At 67.7% G+C, this 26555-nt stretch carries 24 protein-coding genes; 13 read left to right on the forward strand and 11 right to left on the reverse strand.

Going from position 1 to position 26555, the window contains the following annotated elements; translation table 11 throughout:
* Positions 1–22: 22 nt before the first annotated feature.
* The 7 genes from ACXN5S_RS15595 (at position 23) to ACXN5S_RS15625 (ending at position 8219) form a co-directional block, all read left to right on the forward strand.
* The gene (locus ACXN5S_RS15595; protein ID WP_458606386.1) at positions 23–1591 is read left to right on the forward strand and encodes an ABC transporter substrate-binding protein; all 1569 of its coding nucleotides are present in this window, start codon (positions 23–25) and stop codon (positions 1589–1591) included.
* An 87-nt stretch (positions 1592–1678) separates the two neighbouring features.
* The gene (locus ACXN5S_RS15600) at positions 1679–2707 is read left to right on the forward strand and encodes an ABC transporter permease (protein WP_458606387.1); all 1029 of its coding nucleotides are present in this window, start codon (positions 1679–1681) and stop codon (positions 2705–2707) included.
* Positions 2704–3672: an ABC transporter permease gene (locus ACXN5S_RS15605; RefSeq protein ID WP_458606388.1), complete on the forward strand. Its 969-nt coding sequence runs from the start codon at positions 2704–2706 to the stop codon at positions 3670–3672. The genes ACXN5S_RS15600 and ACXN5S_RS15605 overlap by 4 nt, the downstream gene beginning before the upstream one ends.
* Positions 3672–4670 (forward strand): ABC transporter ATP-binding protein, encoded by a 999-nt coding sequence (locus ACXN5S_RS15610; protein WP_458606389.1) that lies wholly within the window; start codon positions 3672–3674, stop codon positions 4668–4670. The genes ACXN5S_RS15605 and ACXN5S_RS15610 overlap by 1 nt, the downstream gene beginning before the upstream one ends.
* Positions 4667–5653: an ABC transporter ATP-binding protein gene (locus tag ACXN5S_RS15615; protein ID WP_458606390.1), complete on the forward strand. Its 987-nt coding sequence runs from the start codon at positions 4667–4669 to the stop codon at positions 5651–5653. Before ACXN5S_RS15610 ends, ACXN5S_RS15615 begins: the two co-directional genes overlap by 4 nt.
* Before the next feature lie 23 nt (positions 5654–5676).
* Entirely contained in the window at positions 5677–7317 is a 1641-nt protein-coding gene (locus ACXN5S_RS15620; protein ID WP_458606391.1) for an amidohydrolase, read from the forward strand.
* Complete coding sequence (locus tag ACXN5S_RS15625) at positions 7317–8219, forward strand: CobW family GTP-binding protein (RefSeq protein ID WP_458606392.1); 903 nt, start codon at positions 7317–7319, stop codon at positions 8217–8219. The genes ACXN5S_RS15620 and ACXN5S_RS15625 overlap by 1 nt, the downstream gene beginning before the upstream one ends.
* Here the strand turns inward: ACXN5S_RS15625 and ACXN5S_RS15630 are convergent.
* From ACXN5S_RS15630 to betI, 6 genes are all read right to left on the reverse strand, one after another.
* Entirely contained in the window at positions 8216–8833 is a 618-nt protein-coding gene (locus ACXN5S_RS15630; RefSeq protein WP_458606393.1) for a flavodoxin family protein, read from the reverse strand. The genes ACXN5S_RS15625 and ACXN5S_RS15630 overlap by 4 nt on opposite strands.
* Before the next feature lie 70 nt (positions 8834–8903).
* Complete coding sequence (locus ACXN5S_RS15635; protein WP_458606394.1) at positions 8904–9257, reverse strand: hypothetical protein; 354 nt, start codon at positions 9255–9257, stop codon at positions 8904–8906.
* 102 nt (positions 9258–9359) lie between these two features.
* Entirely contained in the window at positions 9360–11018 is a 1659-nt protein-coding gene (gene betA, locus ACXN5S_RS15640; protein WP_458606548.1) for a choline dehydrogenase, read from the reverse strand.
* An 8-nt stretch (positions 11019–11026) separates the two neighbouring features.
* Positions 11027–12484 (reverse strand): betaine-aldehyde dehydrogenase, encoded by a 1458-nt coding sequence (gene betB / locus ACXN5S_RS15645; RefSeq protein ID WP_458606395.1) that lies wholly within the window; start codon positions 12482–12484, stop codon positions 11027–11029.
* 5 nt (positions 12485–12489) lie between these two features.
* Positions 12490–13998 carry a choline-sulfatase gene (gene betC, locus ACXN5S_RS15650; protein WP_458606396.1) on the reverse strand — a complete coding sequence of 503 codons (1509 nt, stop codon included), beginning with the start codon at positions 13996–13998 and terminating at the stop codon, positions 12490–12492.
* Complete coding sequence (gene betI, locus ACXN5S_RS15655; RefSeq protein WP_458606397.1) at positions 13995–14615, reverse strand: choline-binding transcriptional repressor BetI; 621 nt, start codon at positions 14613–14615, stop codon at positions 13995–13997. Before betI ends, betC begins: the two co-directional genes overlap by 4 nt.
* 52 nt (positions 14616–14667) lie before the next feature.
* Here betI and choX point away from each other — a divergent pair, with 52 nt between their 5' ends.
* From choX to sthA, 5 genes are all read left to right on the forward strand, one after another.
* Positions 14668–15588, forward strand: a complete 921-nt coding sequence (gene choX / locus ACXN5S_RS15660) for a choline ABC transporter substrate-binding protein (RefSeq protein WP_458606398.1) — start codon at positions 14668–14670, stop codon at positions 15586–15588.
* Between the two features lie 139 nt (positions 15589–15727).
* On the forward strand, positions 15728–16564 hold the full coding sequence (gene choW / locus ACXN5S_RS15665) for a choline ABC transporter permease subunit (RefSeq protein ID WP_458606399.1): 837 nt from the start codon (positions 15728–15730) through the stop codon (positions 16562–16564).
* Complete coding sequence (gene choV / locus ACXN5S_RS15670; protein ID WP_458606400.1) at positions 16561–17604, forward strand: choline ABC transporter ATP-binding protein; 1044 nt, start codon at positions 16561–16563, stop codon at positions 17602–17604. Before choW ends, choV begins: the two co-directional genes overlap by 4 nt.
* A gap of 159 nt (positions 17605–17763) precedes the next feature.
* On the forward strand, positions 17764–18684 hold the full coding sequence (locus ACXN5S_RS15675) for a pirin family protein (RefSeq protein ID WP_458606401.1): 921 nt from the start codon (positions 17764–17766) through the stop codon (positions 18682–18684).
* A gap of 118 nt (positions 18685–18802) precedes the next feature.
* Complete coding sequence (gene sthA / locus ACXN5S_RS15680) at positions 18803–20212, forward strand: Si-specific NAD(P)(+) transhydrogenase (protein ID WP_458606402.1); 1410 nt, start codon at positions 18803–18805, stop codon at positions 20210–20212.
* Positions 20213–20229: 17 nt separating this feature from the next.
* Here the strand turns inward: sthA and pobA are convergent, their stop codons facing one another.
* A complete protein-coding gene (pobA, locus tag ACXN5S_RS15685; RefSeq protein WP_458606403.1) occupies positions 20230–21399 on the reverse strand; it encodes a 4-hydroxybenzoate 3-monooxygenase in 1170 nt (389 codons plus the stop codon).
* A 91-nt stretch (positions 21400–21490) separates the two neighbouring features.
* Between pobA and ACXN5S_RS15690 the strand changes: the two genes are divergently transcribed.
* The gene (locus ACXN5S_RS15690; RefSeq protein WP_458606404.1) at positions 21491–22348 is read left to right on the forward strand and encodes a helix-turn-helix domain-containing protein; all 858 of its coding nucleotides are present in this window, start codon (positions 21491–21493) and stop codon (positions 22346–22348) included.
* A gap of 155 nt (positions 22349–22503) precedes the next feature.
* On the opposite strand, the gene ACXN5S_RS15695 is transcribed toward ACXN5S_RS15690, so the two are convergent.
* The 4 genes from ACXN5S_RS15695 to ACXN5S_RS15710 all read right to left on the reverse strand — a co-directional run bounded on the left by ACXN5S_RS15695 (position 22504) and on the right by ACXN5S_RS15710 (position 26523).
* Entirely contained in the window at positions 22504–23169 is a 666-nt protein-coding gene (locus ACXN5S_RS15695) for an SOS response-associated peptidase (protein WP_458606405.1), read from the reverse strand.
* Positions 23169–24371 (reverse strand): class I SAM-dependent methyltransferase, encoded by a 1203-nt coding sequence (locus ACXN5S_RS15700; RefSeq protein WP_458606406.1) that lies wholly within the window; start codon positions 24369–24371, stop codon positions 23169–23171. Before ACXN5S_RS15700 ends, ACXN5S_RS15695 begins: the two co-directional genes overlap by 1 nt.
* Entirely contained in the window at positions 24359–24667 is a 309-nt protein-coding gene (locus ACXN5S_RS15705) for a DnaJ family domain-containing protein (RefSeq protein WP_458606407.1), read from the reverse strand. Before ACXN5S_RS15705 ends, ACXN5S_RS15700 begins: the two co-directional genes overlap by 13 nt.
* 290 nt (positions 24668–24957) lie before the next feature.
* Positions 24958–26523: a bifunctional metallophosphatase/5'-nucleotidase gene (locus tag ACXN5S_RS15710; RefSeq protein WP_458606408.1), complete on the reverse strand. Its 1566-nt coding sequence runs from the start codon at positions 26521–26523 to the stop codon at positions 24958–24960.
* Positions 26524–26555 lie beyond the last annotated feature (32 nt).

The raw sequence follows: 26555 nt of genomic DNA on the forward strand, positions 1-26555 counted from the left end.
CCTCATTTGGATGCGAGCTGACATGAAACACTTCCTCCTCCGCCCGATCCTGGCCGCCACGGTCTCTCTCGCCGCGATGAGCGCGGCCGCCGCGCCCGAAGACGGCGGCACGCTCATCGTCGGCACGACGCAGGTGCCGCGCCACTTCAACGGCGCCATCCAGTCGGGCATCGCCACGGCCATGGCCTCTACCCAGATCTTCGCCAGCCCCCTGCGCTACGATGCCGAGTGGAACCCCCTGCCCTATCTCGCCGAAAGCTGGGAGGTGGCCGAGGACGGCCTAACGGTGACGCTGCACCTCGTGGAGGGCGCGACCTTCCACGATGGCGAGCCGATCACATCGGAGGATGTCGCCTTCTCGATCGAGACGATCAAGGCGAACCACCCGTTCCAGACGATGCTCGCCCCGGTGGAGAGCGTCGACACGCCAGAAGACCTGACGGCGGTGATCCACCTCGCCCAGCCGCACCCGGCGCTGCTGCTTGCCATGTCGCCGGCGCTGATGCCGATCATCCCCGAGCACGTCTACGGCGAGGGCGACATTCAGGCGAACCCGGCCAACCTGGAGCCGGTCGGCTCCGGCCCCTTCGTCTTCGAGGAATACCGGCAGGGCGAGTTCTACCGGCTGGCGAAGAACGAGAACTTCTTCATCGAGGGCCGCCCGTACCTGGACGAGGTGATCGTGCAGATCATCGGCGATCCGGCGAACCTCGTCCTCTCCGCCGAGCGCGGCGATATCGACTACATGCCCTTCGCCGGCAGCCCGCGTGACATTGCCCGCCTGCAGAACACCGACGGGCTGATCGTGACCGACGAGGGCAACGATGGCTTCGGCGCGCTCAACTGGCTCGCCTTCAACACCGCCAAGGCGCCGTTCGACGATGCCCGCGTCCGCCAGGCCATCGGCTTTGCCATCGACAAGAACTTCATCAACGACCGGCTGATGGCCGGCCTCGTCTCCAACTCCACCGGCCCGATCGTGAACTCCTCGCCGCTGGCGACCGATGAGGTCGAGACCTACGACGTCGATCTCGACAAGGCCAACGCGTTGCTCGACGAGGCGGGCCTCATGCCCGATGGCGACGGCACCCGCTTCACCATGACGGTGGATTTCGCCCCCGGCGCCGTGGAGATGGGCCGCAACCTCGCCGAATACCTGCGCTCGCAGCTGCGCCAGATCGGCATTGAGGTCGAGGTGCGCGCCTCGCCCGACTTCCCGACCTGGGCGCAGCGGATCTCGAACTACGATTTCGAGCTGACGACCGACAGCGTCTACAACTGGGGCGACCCGGTGATCGGGGTGAACCGCACCTATCTCACCTCCAACATCCGCCCCGGCGTCATCTGGTCGAACACCCAGCAATATTCCAACCCGCGGGTTGACGAACTGCTGGAGCAGGCGGCGATGGAGAACGACCCCGCGACGCGCGCCGAGCTCTACAAGGAGTTCCAGCAGATCGTCGTGGCGGATGCGCCCATCCTCTACCTCAACGTCGCGCCCTTCTACACCGTCTACAAGGAAGGCCTTGCCGGCGTTCCCCTCACGATCTGGGGCGCCGCGTCGCCCTGGGACGAGATGTACTGGGAGTAGGCCCCACTCACGCCTCCTCCCCGGCCGCCCGCGCAACTCTCCCGGCGCGGGCGGCCCCAATCCCCGCCTGACGCCGGAGTGCGACCGATGTCCCGCTACACCCCCGCCCTGTCGAGACTGGCACAGGCCCTTGGTCTGCTCCTCGCCGTCATCGTGCTCAACTTCCTGCTCATCCAGCTGGCCCCCGGCGACCCGGTGGACGTGATCGTGGGCGAGATGGGCGGCGCCTCGGAAGAGGTGATCGCGCAGATGCGGGCCGATTACGGGCTCGACAAACCGGTGCTGACGCAGCTCGCCATCTACGTGGGCAAGGTGGCGACGGGAGATTTCGGCTACAGCTATTACTTCAACCAGCCAGTGCTCTCGCTGATCCTGCAGCGGATGCCCGCGACGATCATGCTGGTCTTCTCGGCCCTCGCCCTCGCAGTGCTGATCGGCACGCTCCTCGGCATCTTCTCCGCCCGGCGGCCGCGCGGTGTGCTCTCCTACTTCGTCACGATCTTCTCGCTGGCGGGCTATTCGGCGCCGGTCTTCTGGACCGGGCTGATGCTGCTGATCCTCTTCGCCAATGTCTGGCCGCTCTTCCCAGTCTCGGGGATGACGAACATTCGCGGCACCTCCGGCCCCGTCGCCGCCGTGCTCGACGTGCTGCACCACCTCGTGCTGCCCGCCGTGACGCTGGCGACGATCTACATCGCCTCCTATTCCCGCCTCTCCCGCGCCTCGATGCTCGACGTCCTCGGCGCCGATTACATCCGCACCGCGCGGGCCAAGGGCCTGCCCGAGCGGCGGGTCGTCTACGGCCACGCGCTGCGCAACGCGCTGATCCCGGTCGTCACCATGGTCGGCCTGCAATTCGGCCAGCTCTTTGCCGGCGCCGTGCTGGTGGAGACGGTCTTCAACTGGCCCGGCCTCGGCCGGCTCGCCTACGAGAACATCCTGCGGCGCGATTACCCCACGCTACTCGCCATCCTCTTCTTCTCCGCGGTTCTGGTCATGGTGGCCAACGAGCTCACCGACCTCGCCTACCGCAAGATCGACCCGCGCATCGGCGGCGCCCGCCGCCGCGCCCGCAAACCGGCTCCGGAGCCTGCCGCCAAAGGAGACCCCGCATGAGCGCCGCAGAAGCCAGCCGCCCCATCGTGGCCGACAGCACCGAGATCGCCCCCGCGCCGGATGAGACCCGCCCCGAGCCCGCCAAACAAGCCGCGCCGCTGCAGGCGCCGGATGCGGCAAGGCCCGCCAGCCCGGCGAAAGAATTCGCCGCCGTCTTCCTGCGCAACGCCGCTGCCGTCTTCGGCCTCGTGCTGTTGCTCGTCGTCGTCGTCGTCACGGTCGCCGGCCCCGCGCTCTACAATGTCGATCCCTACACGATGGTCGATCTGCCCTTCGTCGCCCCCTTCGGCCCCTATGCCCCGCTCGGCACCGATTACCTCGGCCGCGACATCCTCGCCGGCATCATCGAGGGTGGCCGCGCGACGCTGACCGTCGGCGTCACCGCCGCCGTGCTCTCCGTCGTCATCGGCATCCTGGTGGGCGCGCTGGCCGGCTATTTCGGCGGGGTGATCGACCGGGCGCTGATGAAGGTGACGGAGTTTTTCCAGATCCTGCCCGCCCTGATGCTCGCCATGGTGCTGGTCACGATCTTCACCGCGTCGCTCACCACGATCACTATCGCCATCGGCATCGTCGCCTGGCCTCAGGTGGCGCGTCTCGCCCGCGCAGAGGTGATGCGGATCAAGAAGATCGACTATGTGGCCGCCGCCACCACCGCCGGCGCGCGCGATGCCTACCTGATCTTCCGGGTGATCCTGCCGGGCGCCATGCCACCGCTGGTTGTCGCAGCCGGCCTCGCCGTGGGCACGGCAATCCTCTTCGAGGCGGGGCTGAGCTTCCTCGGCCTCGGCGACCCCAACACGATGTCCTGGGGCCTGATCATCGGGCAGAACCGCAACTACCTGCTCGACGCCTGGTGGACGGTGACCTTCCCCGGCCTCGCCATCTTCATCACCGTTCTGGCCATCTCGCTCGTCGGTGACGGCATCAACGATGCGCTCAACCCCAAGCTGAGGAGGCGCTGATGGCTCCCGTTCTGGAAATCCGCGATCTGAAGGTCGGCGTCGACACTGGGCGCGAGGTGCTGAACGTGCTCGATGGCATCTCGCTGACGCTGGAGGCGGGCCGCACCATCGGCATTGTCGGCGAAAGCGGCTGCGGCAAGTCGATGACGGCGCTGGCGACCATGGGCCTGCTGCCCGACCGCTTCGCCGTGACCGGCGGGCAGATCCTCTTCGAAGGGCAGGACCTCGCGGCGATGCCCGACCGGCAGCGTCGCCGCCTGCGGGGCAATGCGCTCTCGATGATCTTTCAGGAGCCGATGACGGCGCTGAACCCGGTGCTCACGGTCAGCCGCCAGATTTCCGAGGTGCTCGAGCTGCATCAGGGCCTCTCCGGCCCCGAGGCGCGCGAGCGCGCCCTGCAGATGCTGCGCGCCGTGCAGATCCCGGCCCCCGAACGGCGGATGAGCAACTACCCGCACGAGCTGTCGGGCGGCATGCGCCAGCGCGTGATGATCGCCATCGCGCTCGCCTGCCGGCCGAAACTCATCATCGCCGACGAGCCGACGACAGCGCTCGACGTCACCGTGCAGGCGCAGATCTTCCGCCTGCTCAAGGAGCTGCAGGGCGAGACTCAGACCGCCATCATGCTCATCACCCACGACCTTGGCGCCGTGGCCGAGATGGCCGATCACGTCGCTGTCTTCTACGCCGGCAAGTGTATCGAGACGGGGCCGGTCGAGCAGATCCTGCACGCCCCCTCGCATCCCTATACCCGCGGCCTGATGGCCTGCACGCCCACGCTGCGGCTCGGGCCGGCGGCCATGCAGGGCGACTTGCCGGCGCTCGGCGAGATCCCCGGCATCGTGCCGCCCATCGGGCGATTTCCCAAGGCCTGCCGCTTCGCCCCGCGCTGCCCGCTCGCCGACAACCGCTGCGAGACGTCGCCGCCCCCGGTGGAGGCGCTGACGCCCGCGCATAGCGCGCTCTGCTGGAAAGCCGGAGAGGAGGCCTTCGCATGACCGAGACGATGCTGAGCGTGCGGGACCTCAAGGTCCATTTCCCGCTGGCCAATGGCGATGTCGTCCATGCCGTCGACGGGGTGACGTTCGATGTGCCCCGCGGCGCCTGCTTTGGCATCGTGGGCGAGAGCGGCTCGGGCAAATCCACCGTCGCCAAGGCGCTGATGCGGTTGGAAGACCCGACGGAGGGCTCGATCCGCCTCGGAGACAACGAAATCTCGGAGCTCTCGGGCGACAAGCTGCGCGCCCTGCGCCACCGCTTCCAGATGATCTTCCAGGACCCCTATTCCTCCCTCAACCCGCGCCTGCGCGCCGGGCAGGCCGTGCGCGAGCCGCTCGACCTCATGGGCCTCGGCCCCAAGGGCGGGCGCGACCATTGGGTGCGCCAGTGCTTCGCCGACGTAGGCCTGCATCCCGATACGGCGCGGCTCTTCCCGCACCAGTTTTCCGGCGGGCAGCGGCAGCGGCTTTCCATCGCGCGGGCGCTGGCGACGCAGCCGAGCCTCATCGTCTGTGACGAACCGGTCTCGGCGCTGGACGTCGCGATCCAGGCGCAGATTCTGAACCTGCTGCGCCGTATCCAGCGCGAGAAATTCCTCACCTATGTCTTCATCTCCCACGACCTGGCCGTGGTGCAGAACATCTGCACCGAGGTGGCCGTCATGTACCTGGGCGAGTTCGTCGAGCGCGCCCCCACCGGCCGGCTCTATGCGCAGGCCAAGCATCCCTACACCTGGTCGCTGATGGCCGCGGCGCTGACGCCCGACACCAAGGCGGGTGAGGAGAAGCGCTTCACCATCACCGGCGAACCGCCCAGCCCCATCGACCCGCCGAAAGGCTGCCGCTTCGCCGGGCGCTGCCCCTTCGCCACCGACACCTGCGTCGCGAAGAAGCCGCCGGTGAAGGATTTCGGCGGCGGCCACACCGTCGCCTGCCACTACGCGGGCGAGCTTGCCCCGCCGCTGGCCGAGCTGGCCGCCTGACCTCCCCCTGAAGGACCCCTTCGATGACCACCACCATCTATTCCGCCGCCAAGATCATCACCATGAACCCCTCGCGCCCCGAGGCCTCCCATGTGGCCGTCCGCGACGGCCACATCCTCGGCGCCGGCACGCTGGAGGAGCTGGCGGGATGGGGCGAGTACAAGCTGGACGAGACCTTCAAGGACAAGGTGCTGATGCCGGGCCTCATCGAGGGCCACGCCCACACGATGGAGGGCGCGCTCTGGAACTTTACCTATGTCGGCTGGTTCGACCGGATGGACCCGGACGGAAAGACATGGGACGGCCTCAAGAGCATCGACGACGTCGTCGCTCGCCTCAGCGAGGTCGAGGCGGCGATGGACGACCCCGATGCCCCGCTCCTCGGCTGGGGGCTCGACCCTATCTACATGGACAACGTGCGCATGACGCGCGCCGATCTCGACCGCGTCTCCTCCACCCGCCCCGTCGGCATCCAGCACGCCTCCGGCCATATCCTCAACGTCAACACCAAGGCGCTCGAGCTGGCCGGGATGCTCAAGACCGGTCACAACCACCCGGGCATCCCGCTGGGGAGCGACGGCCTGCCCACCGGCGAGCTGAAGAGCCCCGAGATCATGCTGCCCGTCGGCAAGTTCGTGGGCATGGACCGCGCCTTCCTCGCCGCCGACGAGCAGGGGCTGATCAACTACGGGCGGCTCTGCGTGCGCGCGGGTGTCACCACCTCGTCCGACCTCGGCGCCCAGCTCAACGACGAGATCACGGCCATGTTCAAGCGCGTCACCGGCGCGCCCGACTACCCCGCCTGCATCGCCGCCTTCCGCATCGCGATGGGCATGGCGCCGAAGGACCTGATCGAGCAGGTGATCGCGCTGAAGGAGCAGAGCACCGACAGGCTGGAGCTCGGCCGCATCAAGGTCGTCTCCGACGGCTCGATCCAGGGCTTCTCGGCCCGCCTGCGCTGGCCCGGCTATTACAACGGCGCCCCCAACGGCATGTGGTACATCGCCCCGGAGCAGCTGAAGGAGATCTACACGCTCGCCCTCAAGGCCGGCATCCAGGTCCACACCCACACCAACGGCGACGAGGCGACGCAGCTGTGCATCGACACGCTGGAGGCCGCGCTCCGCGACGCGCCCGACCGCGATCACCGCTTCACGCTCCAGCACTGCCAGCTCGCCAGCCAGGAGCAGTTCCGCAAGATGGCGCGGCTGGGCATGGGGGTGAACCTCTTCGCCAACCACCATTTCTACTGGGGCGACGAGCACTACCGCCTCACCGTCGGCCCCGAGCGGGCGGAGCGGATGAATGCCTGCCGCTCGGCGCTGGACGAGGGCGTCATCATGGCCATCCACTCCGACGCCCCGGTCACGCCGCTCGGGCCCCTCTTCACCGCGTGGGCCGCCGTGACGCGGCTGACGGCCAGCGGCCGGGTGCAGGGCGAGGCGCAGAAGCTCACCGTGGCCGAGGCGCTCTACGCCATCACCATGGGCGCGGCGGTGACGATGAAGATGGACCATCTCATCGGCTCCATCGAGGCCGGCAAGCGCGCCGATTTCGCGGTTCTGGAGGAGGACCCGACGGCCGTGGACCCGATGGCGCTGAAGGACGTGCCGGTCTGGGGCACCGTGCAGGGGGGGCGCATCTTCGCCGCCGCCGATATCTGATGGACCTGCCCGTCACCATCATCGGCGGCTATCTGGGCGCCGGGAAGACCACGCTGGTCAACCATCTCCTCCGCCACAACGAGGGGCAGCGCCTCGCCGTGCTCGTCAACGAGTTCGGTGAGCTGCCCATCGACGGCGACCTGATCGAGGCCGAGGAGGACGGGCTGATCTCGATCTCCGGCGGCTGCGTCTGCTGCGCCTATGGCAGCGACCTGCTCGGCGCGCTGGAGGACGTGCTGGCGATGGAGCCTCGCCCCGATCACCTGCTGATCGAGGCTTCGGGCGTGGCCCTGCCCGGCGCCATCGCCGCGACCGTCGGGCTGATGCAGGGCATGCGCTCGGACGGCATCCTTGTGCTGGCGGATGCCGAGCAGATCCGCCGCAACGCCGCGCGGCCCTACCTGGCCGACACCATCGACCGCCAGCTCGCGCAGGCGGATCTGGTGCTGCTCACGAAACCGGATCTGGTGGATGAGGCCGCGCTGGCCGAAGTGACCGACTGGCTAAAGACCAAGGCGCCGCGCACCCGCATCCTGCCCGTCATCCGCGGCGAGGCGCCCATTGCGGCAGTGCTCGGCGCGGTGCCCCTGCCTGCTCGCGGTCACAAGGCGGAAAGCGCGCATGGCGGCTACGAGTCCATCGTGCTGCGCCCCGATGGCCCGGTAGATGCCGGTGACCTTGCTGCGGCGCTGGCGGCGGATGAGGGGGTCACGCGGGCCAAAGGTTTCGTGCCGACGCCAGATGGTATGGTGCTGATCCATGTCGTCGGCAGCCGCCATGAGCTGGAACCGGTGGAAGGCAGTCGCGCGACCGGCCTCGTCTGCATCGGGCCACGCGGGGAGTTCGACGCGACGCGGGTGGAAGCGCTGCTCGGCGTCGCCACCCTCGCCCCGGCCGGCTAGGCGCCCGGGAAGGGCGCAGCCTTCGTCATCTTCGCCAGATGCATTGCGTTGGAGGCGGCGAGCTTGAGCGCATCGGCCACCTTCTCCGGCTGCGGGTCGAGATCGGCGTAATCGACGGAGCCCATCGCCTCGCCCACCCAGTATACTCCCGCATTAGCTGGCACCGTGAAGCCGACATCGCTCAGCGCCTGGAAGCAGGCGGCATGGGTGGCGTGCGCGCCGTCCTCGTTGCCCACAACGGCTACTAGGGCGATCTTGCCGAGGGTCGGCATGCGGCCCTTGTCATCGGCCTCGCCCATGAAGGCGTCGAGCCGCTCCAGCACGCGTTTGCAGATGCTGCTCGGCTGGCCCATCCAGATCGGCGTTGCCAGCACGAAGATGTCGGCGGCCATGATCTTTTCGCGGAGTGCGGGCCAGGCATCGCCGTCGCCTTCATCGGCGCTGACACCCGGCTTGATGTCGTGATCGGCGGCATGGGCCTTGCCGCAGGTCACCCCCAGCGCCTCCAGTTCGGCAAACAGCCGGTCGGTCATCAGATCGGAGGAGCTGGGCTTGCCCTCCCCCGATTGGCGCAGCGAACAGGTGAGGGCGAAGGCGATGAGATCGTCGGCCATGGGTGTCTCCGATGTTTCTGGTCAGCAGGCTAAGGCGCGGCAGCCCCAGCCGCCGCGCTGCCTTCGCCCGTCAGATCAAGACGATGAGCGCCACGATGACGACGAGCGCGAACGCCAGGCCGCCGAAGATCAGCCCGGTGTTCGCGCCGCCCGAATTGGCCTCGCGATGCGGGCCCGGCGTGGGGTCAGCGGCGGCGTGACCAAGGTCGCTGCGAGCGGCCATGCCGGTGGGATCGGGGGCGTAGGCGGGGCGGCTCTCATCGCGGGCCACCTCGGCATCCACCTCGTCCGCGGCCTCGCGGTCGAGACCGGCTGGCGCCATGGCGGGGCCGGCGGGGGTGGAAATGGGGCCGTGCGGCGAGGGGGACGCGCCGCCGGGGCCGCCGGTGGGCAGGGTGTCGTCGCGGGATTTGTCATCGGCCATCGGGATGTCCTCCATCAAAGGCACCGCCAGCCTGTGGCCGGGCGGCGCCGGTTGAGGAGGAAAGCCCCGGGGCGGCGGCATTGTTCCGCCGTCCGGGGGCGCTCAGCGCTGGGAGGTCTCCCAATCCGGGTTGATCCACGGCTCCATGTTCGAGGGGGCAAGCGGCGCGCGGCCGAGGATGTGATCGGCCGCCTTCTCGCCCACCATGATCGACGGCGCGTTGAGATTGCCGTTGGTGATGCGCGGGAAAACCGAGCTGTCGGCGAGGCGCAGCCCCTCCACCCCGATCACCCTTGCCTCGGGGTCGACCACCGCCATCGGGTCGCTCGCCGCGCCCATCTTGGCGGTGCCGCAGGGGTGATAGGCGCTCTCCACGTGCTCGCGGATGAAATCGTCGAGCGCCTCGTCGCTCTGCGCCGCCTCGCCGGGCTGGATCTCGTGCTTGTAGAAGGGCTTGAACGCCTCCTGCCCGAGGATCTCACGCGTCAGGCGGATGCACTTGCGGAAGTCTTCCCAATCCTGCGGGGTGCTCATGTAGTTGAAAAGCACGCGCGGGTCGTCCTTCGGATCGCCCGAGCGCAGGGTGACCTCGCCGCGCGAGGGGCTGCGCATCGGGCCGACATGGGCCTGGAAGCCGTGGCCCTCGGGGCTGGCCTGCCCGTCGTAGCGCACGGCGATGGGCAGGAAGTGGTACTGGATGTCGGGGTATTCCACGCCGGCGGCGGAGCGGATGAAGCCCGCGCTCTCGAACTGGTTGCTGGCCCCCGGCCCGGTGCGGGTGAAGAGCCAGCGGGCGCCGACATAGGCCTTGCCGAGGAGGTTCCAGTACTTGGCGAGGCTCACTGGCTGGCTGGCGGCGACCTGGATGTAGAGCTCCAGATGGTCCTGCAGGTTCTGCCCGACGCCGGGGCGGTCGGCGACCACGTCGATGCCGTGCTCGGCCAGATGCGCCCCCGGCCCAATGCCGGAGAGCATGAGCAGCTTCGGCGAGTTGATCGAGCTGGCGGCGAGGATGACCTCGCGCTCTGCATGGATCACCTCGATCTTGCCGCCCCGCTCGACCTCGACGCCCACGGCGCGGCCATCCTTCAGCACCACGCGGCGCGCCAAAGCGCGGACAAGCTCGCAATTGGCGCGCTTGAGCGCCGGGCGCAGGTAGGCGCGGGCGGCGGAGAAGCGCTGGCCCTTCCAGACGGTCATGTCGTAGGGGCCGAAGCCCTCCTGCTGGCGGCCGTTGTAATCGGGCGTCACCGGGTAGCCGGCCTGCTGCCCGGCCTCGACGAAGGCGCGGGTCAGCGGGTTCTCGCGGGTGCCGCGGGTGACGTGCAGCGGCCCGCCCTGCCCGCGCCATTCGGTGTCACCGCCATGGCCGCCGGCGTGCCAGTCTTCCATGCGCTTGAAGTACGGCAGAACGTCGGCATAGCCCCAGCCGCTCGCCCCCTCCTCGGCCCAATGGTCGAAGTCGCGGGCGTGGCCGCGCACGTAGATCATGCCGTTGATCGAGGAGGAGCCGCCGATGACCTTGCCGCGCGGCAGGGCCAGCTTGCGCCCGCCGAGGTGCGGCTCGGGCTCGGACTGGTAGCCCCAGTCGTAGCGCTTCATGTTCATCGGGTAGCTGAGCGCGCCCGGCATCTGGATGAGCGGCCCCCAGTCGGAGCCGCCATGCTCGATGACCAGCACGCGCTTGCCGGCCTCGGCGAGCCGATAGGCCATGGCGCAACCGGCGCTGCCCGCACCGACGATGACGTAATCGGCCCGCATCTCGCCCATCAGAACGGCGCCTCGACGTCGCCCATCCGCACGTAGACGGAGCGGACCTGGCTGTAGTGGTTGATGGCTTCCTTGGAGTTCTCGCGGCCCACGCCCGAGGCTTTCACCCCGCCGAACGGCGCCTCGACCGGCGCGTCGTTGTAGGAGTTGATGAAGCAGGAGCCCGCTTCGAGCTGGCGGATCACCCGGTGGGCGCGGGAGATGTCGCGCGTGAAGACGCCGGCGGAGAGGCCATAGGGCGTGGCGTTGGCGCGGGCGATCGCCTCTTCCTCGGTGTCGAAGGCGAGGACGGACATGACCGGCCCGAAGATCTCTTCGCGCGCGATGGTCATGTCGTCGGTCACGTCGGCGAAGACGGTGGGTTCGAGGAAGAAGCCCGCCCCCGCCATCTGGCCACCGCCGGTGACGAGGCGGGCGCCCTCGTCCTTCCCCTTGCGGATGAACTCCTGCACGATGCGCATCTGCTTTTCGCTGACCATGGGGCCGTAGTTCACCGCCTCGTCCATCGGGTCACCGGCGACGACACCGCCCAGCCGCTCTTTCAGCCGGGCAAGGAAGGGCTCCACCAGGTCGCGCTGCACGAAGACCCGGGTGCCGTTGCTGCAGATCTGGCCCGAGGAATAGAAGTTGCCGAGGATGGCGCCGCCCACGGCATTGTCGAGCTCGGCATCGTCGAAGACGATCAGCGGCGACTTGCCGCCCAGCTCCATCGTGACATGCTTCATCTCGCCCGCCGCGGCGGCATAGACGCGCTTGCCGGTGGGGGCCGAGCCGGTGAGGGAGACCTTGGCGACGCGGGGGTCGGTCACGAGACTGGCGCCGACCTCGCCGTAGCCCTGCACGACGTTGAAGAGGCCCGGCGGCGCCCCCGCCTCCACCATGATCTCGGCGATCTTGAGCGCGCAGAGCGGCGTCATCTCCGAGGGTTTGAAGACCATCGCGTTGCCGCAGGCGAGCGCGGGGGCCGTCTTCCAGCAGGCGATCTGGGTGGGGTAGTTCCACGCCCCGATGCCGACGCAGACACCGAGCGGCTCGCGGATCGTGTAGACCCAGTCATCGCCGAGCTGGATATGCTCGCCGGAAAGGCTCGCGGCCAGCCCGCCGAAATATTCCAGCGCGTCGGCGCCGGAGGTGGCGTCGGCGACCAGCGTCTCCTGCAGGGGCTTGCCGGTGTCGCGCGTCTCCAGCTCGCTGAGCTCGCGGTTGCGCTCACGGATGATCTGGGCGGCGCGGGTCAGCACCCGGCCCCGCTCGCGGGGGGACCAAGTGGCCCAGTCCTTCTGCGCGGCCTTGGCGGCGGCGAGCGCCTGCTCGATCACCGCAGGCGTCGCGGCATGCAGTGTGGCGATGCGCTCTCCGGTGGCGGGGTAGATCACGGGGATCTCGGCACCTTCCGTATCCTCGACATAGGCGCCGCCGATGTAGTGGCTGCCCTGGGGCTGGGGATCGTAGCTCATATGGTTCACTCGCCGCGCGGGAAGCGCTGGCCCTCTTCGACGTCGTTCAGATCCATGTGGTTGCGCATGTAGCGCTCGGAGGCATCGCGCAGGGGCTGGTAATCCCACGGGTAGTAGCTGCCGTTGCGCAGCGCCTCGTAGACGATCCAGCGCCGCGCCTGGCTCTTGCGTACGTCATCGTCGAACTCGGCCAGATCCCAGCGCGCATCGGCCCGCGCCCGCAGCCGCTCCAGCGCCTCGGCATGGGCGGGGTCACCGGCGAGGTTGGTCAGCTCGTGGGGGTCGGCCTCAAGGTCGAACAGCAACTCGGGATCGAGGTCGCAGCGGATGTACTTGTACTTTCCGTCGCGGATACCGACGAGCGGCGCGTAGCTGGCCTCGGCCGCATATTCCATCGCCACGGGGCTGCGCTCGGCCTCGCCCTTGGCGACCTCGATGAGCGATTCGCCCTCCGTCCACGGCGCGACCTCGTCCATGCTACAGCCCGCGAGGGTGCAGAGCGTGGGGCAGACGTCGATGGTGGAGACGGGCTGCTCGATCAGCCCCGGCGGGATGCCCTGCCCCGAGATCATCAGCGGCACGCGGGACGAGCCCTCGAAGAAGCTCATCTTGAACCACAGGCCACGCTCGCCAAGCATGTCACCATGGTCGGAGACGAGCAGGATGGTGGCCTCCTGCCGGGTGCGTTTCAGCACATCGAGGATGCCGCCGATCTTGTCGTCGAGATACGAGATATTGGCGAAATAGCCGCGCCGTGCCCGGCGGATGTTCTCTTCGGTGATGTCGAAATTGCGCCAGTCGTTGGCGTCGAAGATGCGCTTGGAATGGGCGTCATGCGCCTCATAGGGCATGGCCGGCACCGGCGGCAGCAGGTGCTCGCAATCTTCGTAGAGATCCCAGTATTTCTTGCGGGCCACGTAGGGGTCGTGCGGGTGGGTGAAGCTCACCGTCAGGCACCACGGGCGCTCGTCGCGGCCGCGCGAGAGGTCGAAGAGCTTCTGCTCGGCCTGGAAGGCGACGTCGTCGTCGTATTCCATCTGGTTGGTGATCTCGGCGACGCCGGCGCCGGTGACGGAGCCCATGTTGTGGTACCACCAGTCGATCCGCTCGCCGGGCTTGCGGTAGTCGGGCGTCCAGCCGAAATCGGCGGGGTAGATGTCGGTCGTCAGCCGCTGCTCGAACCCGTGCAACTGGTCGGGGCCGACGAAATGCATCTTGCCCGACAGTGCCGTCTGGTAGCCCGCACGGCGCAGGTGATGCGCGTAGGTCGGCAGGCTCGAGGTGAATTCCGCGGCGTTGTCATAGACGCCCGTCACGCTGGGAAGCTGCCCCGACATGAAGCTGGCCCGCGCCGGCGCGCAGAGGGGCGAGGCGGTGTAGCAGGTCTGAAAGCGTGCCGATTCGGCGGCCAGTGCCTTCAGATTGGGCGCATGCAGCCAGTCGACCGGGCCATCCGGGAAGAGCGTTCCGTTCAGCTGGTCGACCATCAGGATAAGGATATTGGGGCGGGTCATTGATGAGCCTTCAGTTCGTTGTCCAGCGTCGCGAGGACGGTTTCGATGGCGCTCTCGCCGGCGGTTTCCACCGGGGTCAGAACAAGGCGCAGGTACAACCCGTCGATCAGCGCGCCGAGCCGGGCGGCCACCCTTTCGGCCTCGTCGCCCACCAGCGGGCGCAGCTCGTGAACGAAGTTCGATTGCAGGCGCCGATGGTAGATTCGAAGCAGGCGGTGCGCCTCGTTCGAGGATTGCGCGAGCACGTAAAAATTGAGCCATGCGGCGATGACGCCGCGATGAAAGTTGCCCGGCGCGAAGTTGGCATGGATGATCCGCTCAAGCCGCTCTCGCGGGTTTGAGGCATCGGACAATGCGGTGACGACATCGTCGTGATAAGAGCGCAGGACATGGCGCATCGAGGCAAGGAACAGCCGTTCCTTGTCGCCGAAATAGTGGAAGGCCAGCGCCGGAGAGACCCCGGCTTTCTTCGCGATCCGGCCGACGGTGATGTCGAGCGATCCGGCCTCGCCGATCACGTTGATCGTGGCCCTGATCAGCTCTTCCCTGCGTCGCATTTCGACGCCCATGTGCCGCTCCTCAGAAAAAACTGTTGCCATCTGGCCATAAAGCTTCATTGTTTGACTGGTCAATCAGATTTCAAAAAACGCAACGACTAGGGAGCATCGAATGAAACTCTACGCGACCACCGCTACCGCCTCCGCCCTCGCCCTGTGCGCCTCTGCCGCGCTGGCCGATTGTGACACGGTCACCTTCTCCGACGTCGGCTGGACCGACATCACCACCACCACCGCGACCGCCGAGCACGTGCTCGAGGGCCTCGGCTACGACGTGGACATCAAGATCCTCTCCGTGCCGGTGACCTTCGCCGCTCTGGAAAGCGACGACATCGATGTCTTCCTCGGCAACTGGCTGCCGGCCCAGGAAGGCGCCATCGGCCCCTACCTGGATTCGGGCGAGATCGAGACCGTCGGCACCAACCTCGAAGGTACCGTCTACACGCTCGCCGTGCCGGCCTATACCTACGAGAAGGGGCTGCAGAGCTACGCCGACATCAACACCTTCCGTGACGAGCTCGACGGCAAGATTTACGGCATCGAGCCCGGCAACGAAGGCAACGGCTACCTCGTGTCGCTGACCGAAGAGAACAAGTACGACCTCGAAGGCTTCGAGGTCGTCGAAAGCTCCGAACAGGGCATGCTGGCGCAGGTGCGCCGCGCCGTTGACGACCAGGAAGACATCGTGTTCCTCGGCTGGGCGCCCCACCCGATGAACGCCAACTTCGACCTGGAGTACCTGCCCGGCGGCGAAGACTTCTTCGGCGGCGAAGGCGTGGTGAACACCGTCACCCGTACCGGCTATGTCGAAGAATGCCCCAATGTCGGCAAGCTGCTTCAGAACATGAAGTTCTCGCTCGACATGGAAAACGGCATCATGGGCCAGATCCTCGATGATGGCGCCGATCCGTCCGACGCCACCGAAGCCTGGCTGCAGGAAAACCCCGATCAGTGGGAAAGCTGGCTCGACGGCGTGACCACGATCGACGGCGAAGAGGGTCTTCCGGCTGTCAAAGCATCGCTCGGCATGTAAGATCGCGGCAGGATCGGCCGGCCAACGATCTGGCCGGTCCTGCTGACCAGAGGGCGCCCCCGGAGGGCGCCCTTTTTAATAACGGGGCACCTCGCAAACGGGGGCCACCCATCCAAAAGGACAGGGGACAGAGACCGCCATGGACTGGCTAGAGAGCTACAAGATACCCGTCGGTGACGTCGCGAGCGCCATCTTCGACTGGATCCGCGACAACCTGGGCTTCCTGCTCGACATCTTCGCCGACATCATGTCGGCCATGATCGACGGCATCGAATGGGTGCTGCAGACACCCTACCCGCTCATCGTCATCGCCGGCTTCGTCGCCATCACCTACGCCCTGCAGCGCAGCTGGAAGGTGAGCCTCTTCGTGGCGCTCGGCTTTCTGTTCATCGTCAACCAGGGCTACTGGGAAGAGACGACGCAAAGCCTGACGCTGGTGCTCTCGGCCTGCATCGTCTGCATGCTGATCGGCGTGCCCATCGGCATCGCAGCGGCACACAGGCCAAAGCTCTATGTCGTGCTCCGCCCGATCCTCGACCTCATGCAGACGCTGCCGACCTTCGTGTATCTGATCCCGGCCATCGTGTTCTTCGGCATCGGCACCGTGCCTGGCCTCATCGCCACGGTGATCTTCGTGCTGCCCGCGCCGATCCGCCTGACCTACCTTGGCGTCCATTCCACCCCGCAGGCGCTGCTGGAAGCCGCCCGCGCCTTTGGCGCCACGCCGCGACAGGCGCTGATCAAGGTGGAGCTGCCCTATGCGCTGCCGCAGATCATGGCCGGCCTCAACCAGACCATCATGCTCTCGCTCTCCATGGTCGTCGTCTCGGCGCTCGTCGGCGCCGCGGGCCTTGGCGTACCGGTGCTGCGGGCCCTAAACCAGGTGAACACCTCGCTCGGCTTCGAAAGCGGGTTCGTCATCGTCGTCGTGGCCATCATGCTCGACCGCATCCTGAATATGGGGAGCAAGAAATGAGCACCGCTGTCAGAATCGAGAATGTCTCCATCGTCTTCGGCTCGGACCCGAAAAAGGCCCTGCCGATGATGGACGAGGGCAAGCAGCGCGGCGAGATCCAGGAGGCCACCAAGCAGGTTCTTGGCGTGCACAATTGCGATCTTACCGTCGAAGAGGGCGAGATCGTCGTGCTCATGGGCCTGTCCGGCTCGGGCAAGTCGACGCTGCTGCGCGCCGTCAACGGGCTGAACCCCGTGGTGCGCGGCGCCGTGCATGTGAACGACGGTGAGAAGATGGTCGACGTCACCCATGCCGGCGCGACCGAGCTGCGGCGCATCCGCATGCATCACGTCGCCATGGTCTTCCAGCAATTCGGTCTGCTGCCCTGGCGCACAGTGCGTGAGAATGTCGGGCTGGGCCTTGAGCTGGGCGGCATGAAGAAGAAGGAGATGAACGAGCGTATCGACGAGCAGCTCGCCCTCGTGAACCTCTCCGAATGGTCCGAGCGCAAGGTCGGCGATCTCTCCGGCGGTATGCAGCAGCGCGTCGGCCTCGCCCGCGCCTTCGCCACCGAGGCGCCGATCCTGCTGATGGACGAGCCCTTCTCGGCGCTCGACCCGCTGATCCGCACCAAGCTGCAGGACGAGCTCCTGGAGCTGCAGCAGCGGCTGAAGCGCACGATCATCTTCGTCAGCCACGACCTGGATGAGGCCTTCAAGATCGGCAACCAGATCTCGATCATGGAAGGCGGGCGCATCATCCAGACCGGCGAGCCGCGCGACATCTTCTCGAAGCCCGAGAACGAATATGTCGCCGAGTTCGTGCAGCACATGAACCCGCTCGGTGTGTTCCGCGCGCGTGACCTGATGACGCCGCTGACCACCACGCCGACGATCAAGATCGCCGCTGATCACCTCGTGCGCGACGGCATCGCCCAGCTCATCGAAAGCGAGGGCACCGTGGGCGTGGAGGAAGACGGCCAGCTCATCGGCCAGCTCACCCGCGACGACGTGCTGCGCGGGCTGCTGCCGCCGAGTGAGCGCTCCGTCGGGGCTGTCTGAGCGGGCGGAAAGCGTGGAGGGGGGCTGTCTGCCCCCCGCCTGCGGCTCCCCCCGAGGATATTTTGACGTCGAAGATGACAGGGGCGCTGGCGGAGAGCTGGCGCCCCTGTTGCATGGGCGGACCAAGGCCTATGTTTTGGAGGAGAAGGAGAGCCGCCCATGAGCTGGAACCCGAATGTGGCAGGCGATACGCCGCCGGAGGCAATCGAGACCCTGATCATCCCGCGCAGCCGGGACATCGGTGAGTTCGAGGTGCGGCGCGCCCTGCCCTCGCAGCAGCGGCAGATGGTCGGGCCGTTCATCTTCTTCGATCAGGCGGGGCCGGCGGAGTTTCTGACCGGCAAGGGCGTGGATATCCGGCCCCATCCGCATATCGGGCTCGGCACGGTCACCTACCTTTACCGCGGCGATTTCCATCACCGCGACAGCCTTGGCAGCGACCAGATGATCCGCCCCGGCGAGCTCAACTGGATGGTCGCGGGCCGGGGCGTGACGCATTCCGAGCGCACGAGCGAAGAGGGACGGCAGGGGCCGAACAGCCTGTTCGGCATCCAGACCTGGATCGCCCTGCCGGAGGACAAGGAGGAGGTGGCGCCGAGCTTCGAGCACCATGGCAAATCCGAGCTGCCGCTCCTGGAGGCCGAGGGCATCACCGCCCGTCTGCTGCTGGGGCGCGCCCATGGCGAAGAGGCGCCGGCGCGGCTGTTCTCCGAGGCCTTTTACCTCGACGTCACGCTCGCCCCCGGCGCCCGCTACCCCCTGCCCGACGATCACGAGGACCGCGGCCTCTACATCACCAGCGGCGAGATCGAGGTGGCGGGCGATCGCTTTGAGGCTGGTCGCATGATGGTGTTCCGCCCCGGGGACCCGATCTTCGTCACCGCTGGGCCGGAGGGCGCCCGACTGATGGCTCTTGGCGGCGCCACAATGGGCAAGCGCAGGCACATTTGGTGGAACTTCGTCTCCTCCAGCCGAGAGAAGATCGAGCACGCGAAGGAAGAATGGCGCGCCGGCCGCTGGGGCGAGGGCCTGTTCACCCTGCCCCCGGGCGACGATGCAGAGTTCGTGCCGGCCCCCTGAGCGGTGCCCCTGCCCGATCACCGGGCAATCTGGCCGCTGCGCGCGCCGAACTTGCCCCTCCGTCATTGTTTCTTGACCCTTCGTCCGCTTTCCTCGTTCGGGCGAAGGGAGAGGCGCGATGGACAAGGTGGACATGCTGGTCATCGGCTCGGGCCCGGCGGGGCGGCGGGCGGCGGTGCAATCGGCCAAGCTCGGCCGCTCGGTGCTGGTGGTCGACAGGGGCCGGCGGCTCGGCGGCGTTTCGGTTCATACCGGCACGATCCCCTCGAAGACCCTGCGCGAGACGGTGCTCAATCTCTCCGGCTGGCGCGAGCGCGGCTTCTACGGGCGCGGCTACCGGGTGAAGCAGGAGATCACGGCGGGCGATCTGATGGCCCGCCTGCACAAGACGCTCGACCACGAGGTCGAGGTGCTGCAGCACCAGTTCATGCGCAACATGGTGCGCAGCGTCGCCGCCGAGGCGCGTTTCATTGATGCCGGCACCGTCGAGCTGACCGGCGAGGATGGCGAGGTCAGCCAGGTGGGCTTCGAAAAGGCGCTGATTGCCGTCGGCACCCAGCCCTACCGGCCCGCGCATGTGCCCTTCGACCGTCAGCGCGTGTTCGACAGCGACGAAATCCTGGAGATCGACCATCTGCCCCGCACCCTCACCGTCATCGGCGGCGGGGTGATCGGCGTGGAATATGCCACCATTTTCTCGGCCCTCGACGTGCCCGTCACCCTGCTGGAGGGGCGCGACACCATCCTCGATTTCATCGACCGCGAGATCGTGGCGGATTTCACCCACCAGATGCGCGAGCGCGGCATGTCGATCCGCCTCGGCGCCGAGGTGAAGGAGATCACCTCGAGCGCCAGCGGCGTCGAGGTGGCGCTGGCCGACGGGCGACGCATCCGCTCGGAGATGCTGCTCTTCGCGGCGGGGCGGCAGGGCAATGTCGGCGCTCTGGGGCTGGACGGCATCGGGCTGGAGGCCGACAGGCGCGGCCGCATCAAGGTAGACCCCAAGACCTTCGAAACCTCGGTGCCCGGCATCTATGCCGCGGGCGATGTCATCGGTTTTCCCTCGCTCGCCTCCACCTCGATGGAGCAGGGCCGCGTCGCCGCCTGCCACGCCTTCGGCCAGCCCCTGCCCCCGGCGCCGGCGACCTTTCCCTACGGCATCTACGCGGTGCCCGAGATTTCCACCGTCGGGCAATCGGAAGAGGAGGTGCGCGCCAGCGGCGAGCCCTATGAATGCGGCATCGCCCGGTTTCGGGAAACCTCGCGGGGTCACATCATGGGCGTCGATTCCGGCTTTCTGAAGCTGATTTTCTCGCTGAAGACCCGCCGGCTGCTCGGCGCCCATATCGTCGGTGAGGGCGCGACGGAGCTGATCCATATCGGCCAGGCGGTCATCAACCTGCACGGCAGCGTCGATTTCTTCGTCGAGAACACGTTCAACTACCCGACGCTGGCCGAGGCCTACAAGATCGCCGGGCTCGATGCGTGGAACCGGATGGGCGGCCAGGCGGCCGAGCAGGCGGGCTGAGCCGGCCCAGGCGGCACCTAGTACTCCAGCCCGACATATTGCTCCGCCATCGCCCGCTGCGCCGCCTCGCTCTGCTGCAGGAAGGCCAGCTCGGCGGCCTGTACACGCAGGTCATAGCCTGTCTGATCGGGGAAATGGTGCAGCAGGTTGGTCATCCACCACGAGAAGCGCTGCGTCTTCCACACCCGGGCCAGCGCCCGCTCGGAATAGCTGTCCAGCGCCGCCTCATCGCCCTCGGCATAGAAGGCCCGCAGCGCCTGATAGAGGTAGTGCACATCGGAGGCGGCGGTGTTCAGCCCCTTGGCCCCGGTCGGCGGCACGATATGGGCCGCATCGCCGCACAGGAACAGCCGTCCCCATTGCATCGGCTCGCAGACGAAGCTGCGCAGCGGCGCGATGCTCTTCTCGATGCTCGGCCCCGTCACCAGCGCCTCGGCCGCCTCGGCCGGGATGCGCTCGCGCAGGGCCGCCCAGAAGGCCTCGTCCGACCAGTCTTCCACCCGATCGCTCATCGGCACCTGCACGTAATAGCGGCTGAGCGCTTCGTTGCGCATCGAGCAGAGCGCGAAGCCCTTGTCGGAGCTGGCGTAGATCAGCTCCTCATGCACCGGCGGCGTCTCTGACAGCACGCCCAACCAGCCGAAGGGGAAGACCTTCTCGAACTCGCGCCGCTTCTCAGCCGGGATCGCCTGCCGCGACGGGCCATGAAAGCCGTCGCAGCCGGCCACGTAATCACAGGTGATGGTCTTGCGCTCGCCCTCATGCAGAAAGCTCACCTCGGCTGCCGCCCCGTCCAGCCCCGCGATCTCTACCTCCTCCACCTCGAAGAGCACCGGCGCCCCCGCCGCCTCTCGCGCCTCGTAGAGGTCGCGCGTCACCTCCGTCTGGCCGTATACGGTGACCTGCTTGCCGGTCAGCGCTTTGAAATCGATGCGGAACATCTCTTCGCCGGTGCCGAGCATCACCCCGTCATGCGGATAGCCCTCGCGCTCCAGCCGGCCGGCGACGCCCGCCTCTTGCAGCAGCCCGACCATGCCGCGCTCCAGCACGCCGGCGCGGATGCGGCTGAGCACATAGGCCTTGGTTCGCCGCTCCAACACGACAGTGTCGATGCCGGCGAGGTGCAAAAGCTGGCCGAGCAACAGCCCCGACGGCCCGCCGCCGATAATGCAAACCTGGGTGCGCATGTGATCCCTCCTCCGGTCAGTCTGGGAGAATAGGCGCAACACCCGCCCGCAGAACATGGACGTTGGCCAATTCGGCTGGCATGATCCGCGCATGACAGAGATTGCCCAGCATGGCCTGATCCCCGCCTATGCGCTCTATGGCGAAAGCCGCGACTTCCCCGATGTGCTGCATTGCGAGCGCCTGAAGGATCGCGCCGGCCCGAATGAATGGGTCATCGCCCCGCATCGTCACCTTGGCCTGCATCAGGTGTTTCTGGTGATCGACGGTGGCGGCGAGATGGAGCTCGATGGCGAGCGGCGCCCGGTGGCGAGCGGCGAGATCATCTCGGTGCCGCGCCTCACTGTGCACGGCTTCCGCTTCCAGCCCGGCATCGAAGGCTATGTCGTCTCGGTGCCCAATACCGAGATGTCGCGCCTCACCGCCGGCGAGCCGGAGCTGGAGCGTATCGCCGACGCGCCCCGCCGCCTGCCCGCGCCTCCGCTCGCCGCCCAGGCCTTCGAAGTGCTGCACGAGGTGCGCCTGCAGCGGCAGCCGGCGCGCGGGCCCCTTCTGCGCGCGCTGGTGCTGCAGATCCTCTGCGCCCTGGCCCAGGCGGAAGAGACGGCCCGCCCCGCCCCCTCGCGCCCGCGCGCCACGATCGCGGCCTTCGAGGCGCTGATCCGCGACGATCCCGAGTGCCGCCAGAGCATCAGCGCCTGCGCCTCGGCCCTCGGCCTCTCCGCCAGCCAGCTCACCCGCCATTGCCGCAGCGCCACGGGCTATTCACCGCTGGCCTATGCCCAGCTTCTATTGATGCAGGAGGCCAAGCGCCTGCTGGCCTATACCCGCGAGGATGTGGCGGAGATCGGCTACCGCCTCGGCTTCGACGACCCGGCCTATTTCAGCCGCGTCTTCCGACGCATCACCGGCCAAAGCCCCAGCGCCTTCCGCGCCCCCTTCGTCGCCTGAAGCCCCGTCACGCCCCCTCAGCCCGCCCGCCCTCGACCACTGCCGAGCGCGACTCGCCAATCCCCCTGTCTTTGCTCAAGAAAAATCCCGGGGGCTCCGGGGGCTGGCCCCCGGTCCCGCACTCTCCACCAGCGCACCAGCAGCCAACCCGGGCCCTACCCCTCCAGCGGCTCCAGCAACTCCGGCCCGTCCGCCTTGTTCGAGTTCACCGCCCGGTCCACCCGGTAGAGCTCCAGCGTGCCCTCCGGCGGCACCTTCATCAGCGTGGCCGCGCCGTGCCCCGCCTCGCCCAGCCAGAGCGGCCAGTCCTCGGGGGCCAGCACCAGCGGCTGGCGGTGGTGGATGCGGGCCATCTCGCCCGCCGCCGCCAGCGTCACCACCGCGCAGGTAGTGAGCGGGCCGGCCTCTCCCTGCCACTCCTGCCAGAGTCCGCCGAAGACCATCGGCGCGCCGTCAATGCGGTGCACGAACCAGGGCAAGCGGTTGTCATCCTCGTCCTTCGACCATTCGTAGAAGCCGCTGGCCGGGATCAGGCAACGGCGCGAGCGGATCGCCTCGCGGAAGGCCGGCTTCTCGGCCACCGTCTCGGCCCGGGCGTTGATCAGCAACGGGCCGCCGTTCGGCGCCTTGTACCAGCGCGGGATCAGGCCCCAGCGCATGGGGCGCAGGCGCCGCTGGCCCTCGGCGGAGGTGACGGTGTGAACAGGGTCGGTCGGGCAGATGTTGTAACTCGGGGTGGCTGGCAGGTCGTTCGAGGGGATCGCCTCGAACATCTCCACCATCGCCTCTTTCGGCAGGGTCAGCGCCATGCGCCCGCACATCAGAGCCCGAGCCCCGAGTAGTGCAGCAGGCCGACCGGCGCGAGGCCCGCCTCCACCCGCTGCCACAGCGGCATCGCCTCGTCCGGGCTCATCCGCGCCTGGGCGAAGACCTCCGACAGCCGGCGCCGCCCGTCGACCGCGCCGATCAGCCGGCCCACCTTGGGCGGCAGGCGCAGTTCGCGCTCGATGCCGGCGGCGTTCAGCTTCAGGGGCCGCGAATTGGCGATAAGCTTCAGCACGTTGTCGCGCTGGCCAAGCCGCAGATGCGGCACCGGGTCGCCCGAGGCAGCGCTGGCGGAGGCGCGGCCCTCTTCGGCGGCCACCGCGTAGCCGACATGGGTTTTCAGCGTGCCGTAAAGCCGCTCGGCCAGCGCCATGCGGGCCCTGTCGTCCATCCCCTCGGGCACATCACAGAGCGGCGCGGGATCGTAGAGGGCGGGCGTGGTGAACGAGACGAGCTGCCAGCCGGTCTCGTCCATTAGGCCCAGCAGCGTGGCCACATCCATCGCCACGTCCTGCCCGTGCAGGAGCAGATCGTAAAAGCCGGCATCGCCATTCTCATGGTCCTTCACTTGCAGGTTGCGCTTGAAGGGGTGCCCGGCCGGCAGCTTCGCCAGTACCTTGCGCGCCGCCGCCACCCGCTCTGCCGGCGGCAGCCCGGCGAAGAGCGCCCCGAACGCCTCCTGCAACGGGTAGACACCGCTGCGCCCGTAGGGCGCGTAGACCATGAAGCCGAGGCCACCGCCCGGCGCCAGCGCGGCGCGCAGCGCCCGAAAACCCTCCGCCGGTTCGGGCAGATGATGCAGCACGCCGCAGCAATCGATGTAGTCAAAGGTGCCAAGCTCGGCGGCGTCCAGCAGCGAGCCGGTGTGGAACGTCACCTTAAGCCCGCGCGCCTTCGCCCGCGCCTCGGCGATCTTTCGCGAGGCCTCGCTGAGGTCGATGTAATGGATGTCATGCGGCTTGCCGGCGGAGGTGAGCACCTGGGCCAGCTGGATCAGCCCGTCGCCCGTGCCGCCACCCGCGACCAGCGCCCGAAAGGGCTGCGACCAGTCGCGCTGCCCGCCGAAGACGAAATGGTCGATCTCGATCGGATGCGAGGGCGAGCCGCCGATGAGGCGCTTGGCCTCGTCCTTCGGGTCGCGCTCGGGATAGGGAAAGGCCTCGTACTGGGCACGCACGCCATCCATCAGCGGGCCCATTCCCTGCGAGCCATGGCAATGCGGGCCTCCATCATCGACATCTCCGTCATGATATCTCGCCGCCGCAACGGCTCGCCCGTCGCCTTCAGCTCGGCGCGGAGCGCTTCGAGCTGGCGCGACAGGCTGACGAATTCGGGCGTCGCGCCATTCTCGCGCATCAGCCGGTCGAGCAGCACGTTCTCGGGGTTGTCATGGCGCGGCAGCGGCTTGCCAGCGCCCGGCAGATTGTCGAACGCGCCGTTCTTCTCCGCCTCGGCGATGCGGGCAGAGATCAGGTCAATGAGCGGATGGTCCATGGGCGTCCTCGCGGCGGATGCTGGCCCGGCGAAGATAGGGGCATCGGGCGGGATCGCCAAGCCGGCCGCCGCGGGGGCGCTGCCCCCGCCAGTGGTGCTCGAACCAATGGCGCACTCAATGGCGGCCCCCAAGGTATTTCCGGCCAGATGAAAGGCGAGACGGGGAGGCCGCTGCCCTGGCGCGCGGGGTGGGTGGGCGGGAGCGCGGCAGGGCAGCGGCCGGCGGGCAAAGAAAAACCCCCGCCGACTAATCGGCGGGGGCCTTAGATTGGCCGTCAGGGGCGAGAGGTTTACTCGCTGCCCGTCACGGTGATGCGCCCGTCGGTGTAGGGCTCGTAGGGCGTATTGTCGGCGAGGTATTCCGCCGTCACGTCCGCGAGATCCGGGCCGAAGTCATAGGCGTTCTCGGCATCGACGAACATCGAATAGCCGTCGCCGCCGTTGCGCACGTAGTTGTTCGACACCGCGCCGTAGGTCGCCTCGGGGTCGATGGGCTCGCCCGCGACCATGACGTCGGAGATGCGGCTGCCGACCTCGGCGGAGGGATCGACGGTGAAGCTCATCCCCGCCACCTGCGGGAAGCGGCCGGCGCCCTCCTCGATCTGGCTGACGCCGTTCTCGAGCGCATCGATCATGGTCTGCCCGCTCACCTGGAAGGTGGAGAGCGTGTTCTGGAAGGGCAGCACGGTCAGCACTTCGCCCATCGTCACTTCGCCTTCGTCGATCGAGGCGCGCAGGCCACCCGAGTTGGCGATGGCGATCTGGATGCCCTGATCGGCCACACGGTCGAGCATGGCGTCGGCGACGAGGTTGCCCATCGAGCATTCCATCGCCCGGCAGACCGCGCGGTCGCCGTCGATCAGGCCGCCGCTTTCGGCCACCACTTCGTTGCGGATCTCGTCGAGCGGCATGGCCAGCTCGGCGATGCGGTCGATGGTGCCCTGATCCTCGGCCACGGCGGCGTCCATGATGATCGGCGCGCCGGTGGCGGAGATGATGTTGCCCTCGTCATCGAAGGTCACGTTCAGCTCACCCAGGAACTTGCCGTAGGCATAGGCCGAAACGATGGCGGTATCGCCGACCATCGTCGGATAGGCGCCCTCGGCCCCGTCCATGTCACCCAGCAGGGTGTTGGTGTGGCCGCCGACGATGACGTCGACGCCCGTCGTGTTCTCAGCGACCGTCTGATCGACGCCGTAGCCGGAGTGGGAGAGGACGATGATCTTGTTCACGCCCTCTTCGGTCAGCTTGTCGACCTCGCCCTGCACGGCGTCGGAGGGGCCGGTGAAGATGACGTTGGGCCCCGGCGAGGCGAGTTCGTCGGTGTCTTGCGGCGTCAGGCCGATGAGGCCGATGGTCTCGCCGCCCACCTCGATGGTGGTGGATTTCATCAGCGTGTCGGCCAGCAGCTCTTCGCCCGAGACGTCGGCGTTCGACATCAGCACCGGGAAGTCGACGGCATCCATGAAGCCGCGGAGAACTTCGGGGCCGTCGTCGAACTCGTGGTTGCCGACGGTCATGGCGTCGTAGCCGAGCTGGTTCATGAACTCGGCGGCCATCTCACCTTTGTAATAGGTGTAGAACAGCGAGCCCTGGAACTGGTCGCCGCCATCGACGAGAATCGAATTGCCGGCCCGCTCGCGGGCTTCGGCCACGGCTGTCGCCAGGCGCGCGGTGCCGCCGAAGCACTCACCGGCCTCGTTGTCTTCTGCCGGGCAGGTGGAGTCGAAGGCCGAGATCGGCTCGAAACGCGAGTGGAAATCGTTGGTGTGCAGGATGGTCAGATCGAAATCTGCCTGAGCGGTGCCGGCTGCAAGGGCCAGCACACCTGTTGTTGCGAGAAGGCGAAAAGACATCTCGTTTACTCCCTGTTGGATCTATTCAGACA

Source organism: Pseudoroseicyclus sp. H15 (assembly GCF_054353345.1).

Coding starts and splice junctions, on each gene's coding strand:
- ACXN5S_RS15695 (WP_458606405.1), bottom strand. CDS start 23,169: ATGTGCGGGCGCATGGCGCTGACCCTGCCGAAAGAGGCGATGGTGGAG.
- ACXN5S_RS15710 (WP_458606408.1), bottom strand. CDS start 26,523: ATGTCTTTTCGCCTTCTCGCAACAACAGGTGTGCTGGCCCTTGCAGCC.
- ACXN5S_RS15615 (WP_458606390.1), top strand. CDS start 4,667: ATGACCGAGACGATGCTGAGCGTGCGGGACCTCAAGGTCCATTTCCCG.
- sthA (WP_458606402.1), top strand. CDS start 18,803: ATGGACAAGGTGGACATGCTGGTCATCGGCTCGGGCCCGGCGGGGCGG.
- choX (WP_458606398.1), top strand. CDS start 14,668: ATGAAACTCTACGCGACCACCGCTACCGCCTCCGCCCTCGCCCTGTGC.
- ACXN5S_RS15605 (WP_458606388.1), top strand. CDS start 2,704: ATGAGCGCCGCAGAAGCCAGCCGCCCCATCGTGGCCGACAGCACCGAG.
- ACXN5S_RS15630 (WP_458606393.1), bottom strand. CDS start 8,833: ATGGCCGACGATCTCATCGCCTTCGCCCTCACCTGTTCGCTGCGCCAA.
- ACXN5S_RS15625 (WP_458606392.1), top strand. CDS start 7,317: ATGGACCTGCCCGTCACCATCATCGGCGGCTATCTGGGCGCCGGGAAG.
- ACXN5S_RS15675 (WP_458606401.1), top strand. CDS start 17,764: ATGAGCTGGAACCCGAATGTGGCAGGCGATACGCCGCCGGAGGCAATC.
- betI (WP_458606397.1), bottom strand. CDS start 14,615: ATGAAGCTTTATGGCCAGATGGCAACAGTTTTTTCTGAGGAGCGGCAC.
- betC (WP_458606396.1), bottom strand. CDS start 13,998: ATGACCCGCCCCAATATCCTTATCCTGATGGTCGACCAGCTGAACGGA.
- ACXN5S_RS15700 (WP_458606406.1), bottom strand. CDS start 24,371: ATGGGCCCGCTGATGGATGGCGTGCGTGCCCAGTACGAGGCCTTTCCC.
- choV (WP_458606400.1), top strand. CDS start 16,561: ATGAGCACCGCTGTCAGAATCGAGAATGTCTCCATCGTCTTCGGCTCG.
- betA (WP_458606548.1), bottom strand. CDS start 11,018: ATGCGGGCCGATTACGTCATCGTCGGTGCGGGCAGCGCCGGTTGCGCC.
- choW (WP_458606399.1), top strand. CDS start 15,728: ATGGACTGGCTAGAGAGCTACAAGATACCCGTCGGTGACGTCGCGAGC.
- betB (WP_458606395.1), bottom strand. CDS start 12,484: ATGAGCTACGATCCCCAGCCCCAGGGCAGCCACTACATCGGCGGCGCC.
- ACXN5S_RS15690 (WP_458606404.1), top strand. CDS start 21,491: ATGACAGAGATTGCCCAGCATGGCCTGATCCCCGCCTATGCGCTCTAT.
- ACXN5S_RS15620 (WP_458606391.1), top strand. CDS start 5,677: ATGACCACCACCATCTATTCCGCCGCCAAGATCATCACCATGAACCCC.
- ACXN5S_RS15635 (WP_458606394.1), bottom strand. CDS start 9,257: ATGGCCGATGACAAATCCCGCGACGACACCCTGCCCACCGGCGGCCCC.
- ACXN5S_RS15600 (WP_458606387.1), top strand. CDS start 1,679: ATGTCCCGCTACACCCCCGCCCTGTCGAGACTGGCACAGGCCCTTGGT.
- pobA (WP_458606403.1), bottom strand. CDS start 21,399: ATGCGCACCCAGGTTTGCATTATCGGCGGCGGGCCGTCGGGGCTGTTG.
- ACXN5S_RS15610 (WP_458606389.1), top strand. CDS start 3,672: ATGGCTCCCGTTCTGGAAATCCGCGATCTGAAGGTCGGCGTCGACACT.
- ACXN5S_RS15595 (WP_458606386.1), top strand. CDS start 23: ATGAAACACTTCCTCCTCCGCCCGATCCTGGCCGCCACGGTCTCTCTC.
- ACXN5S_RS15705 (WP_458606407.1), bottom strand. CDS start 24,667: ATGGACCATCCGCTCATTGACCTGATCTCTGCCCGCATCGCCGAGGCG.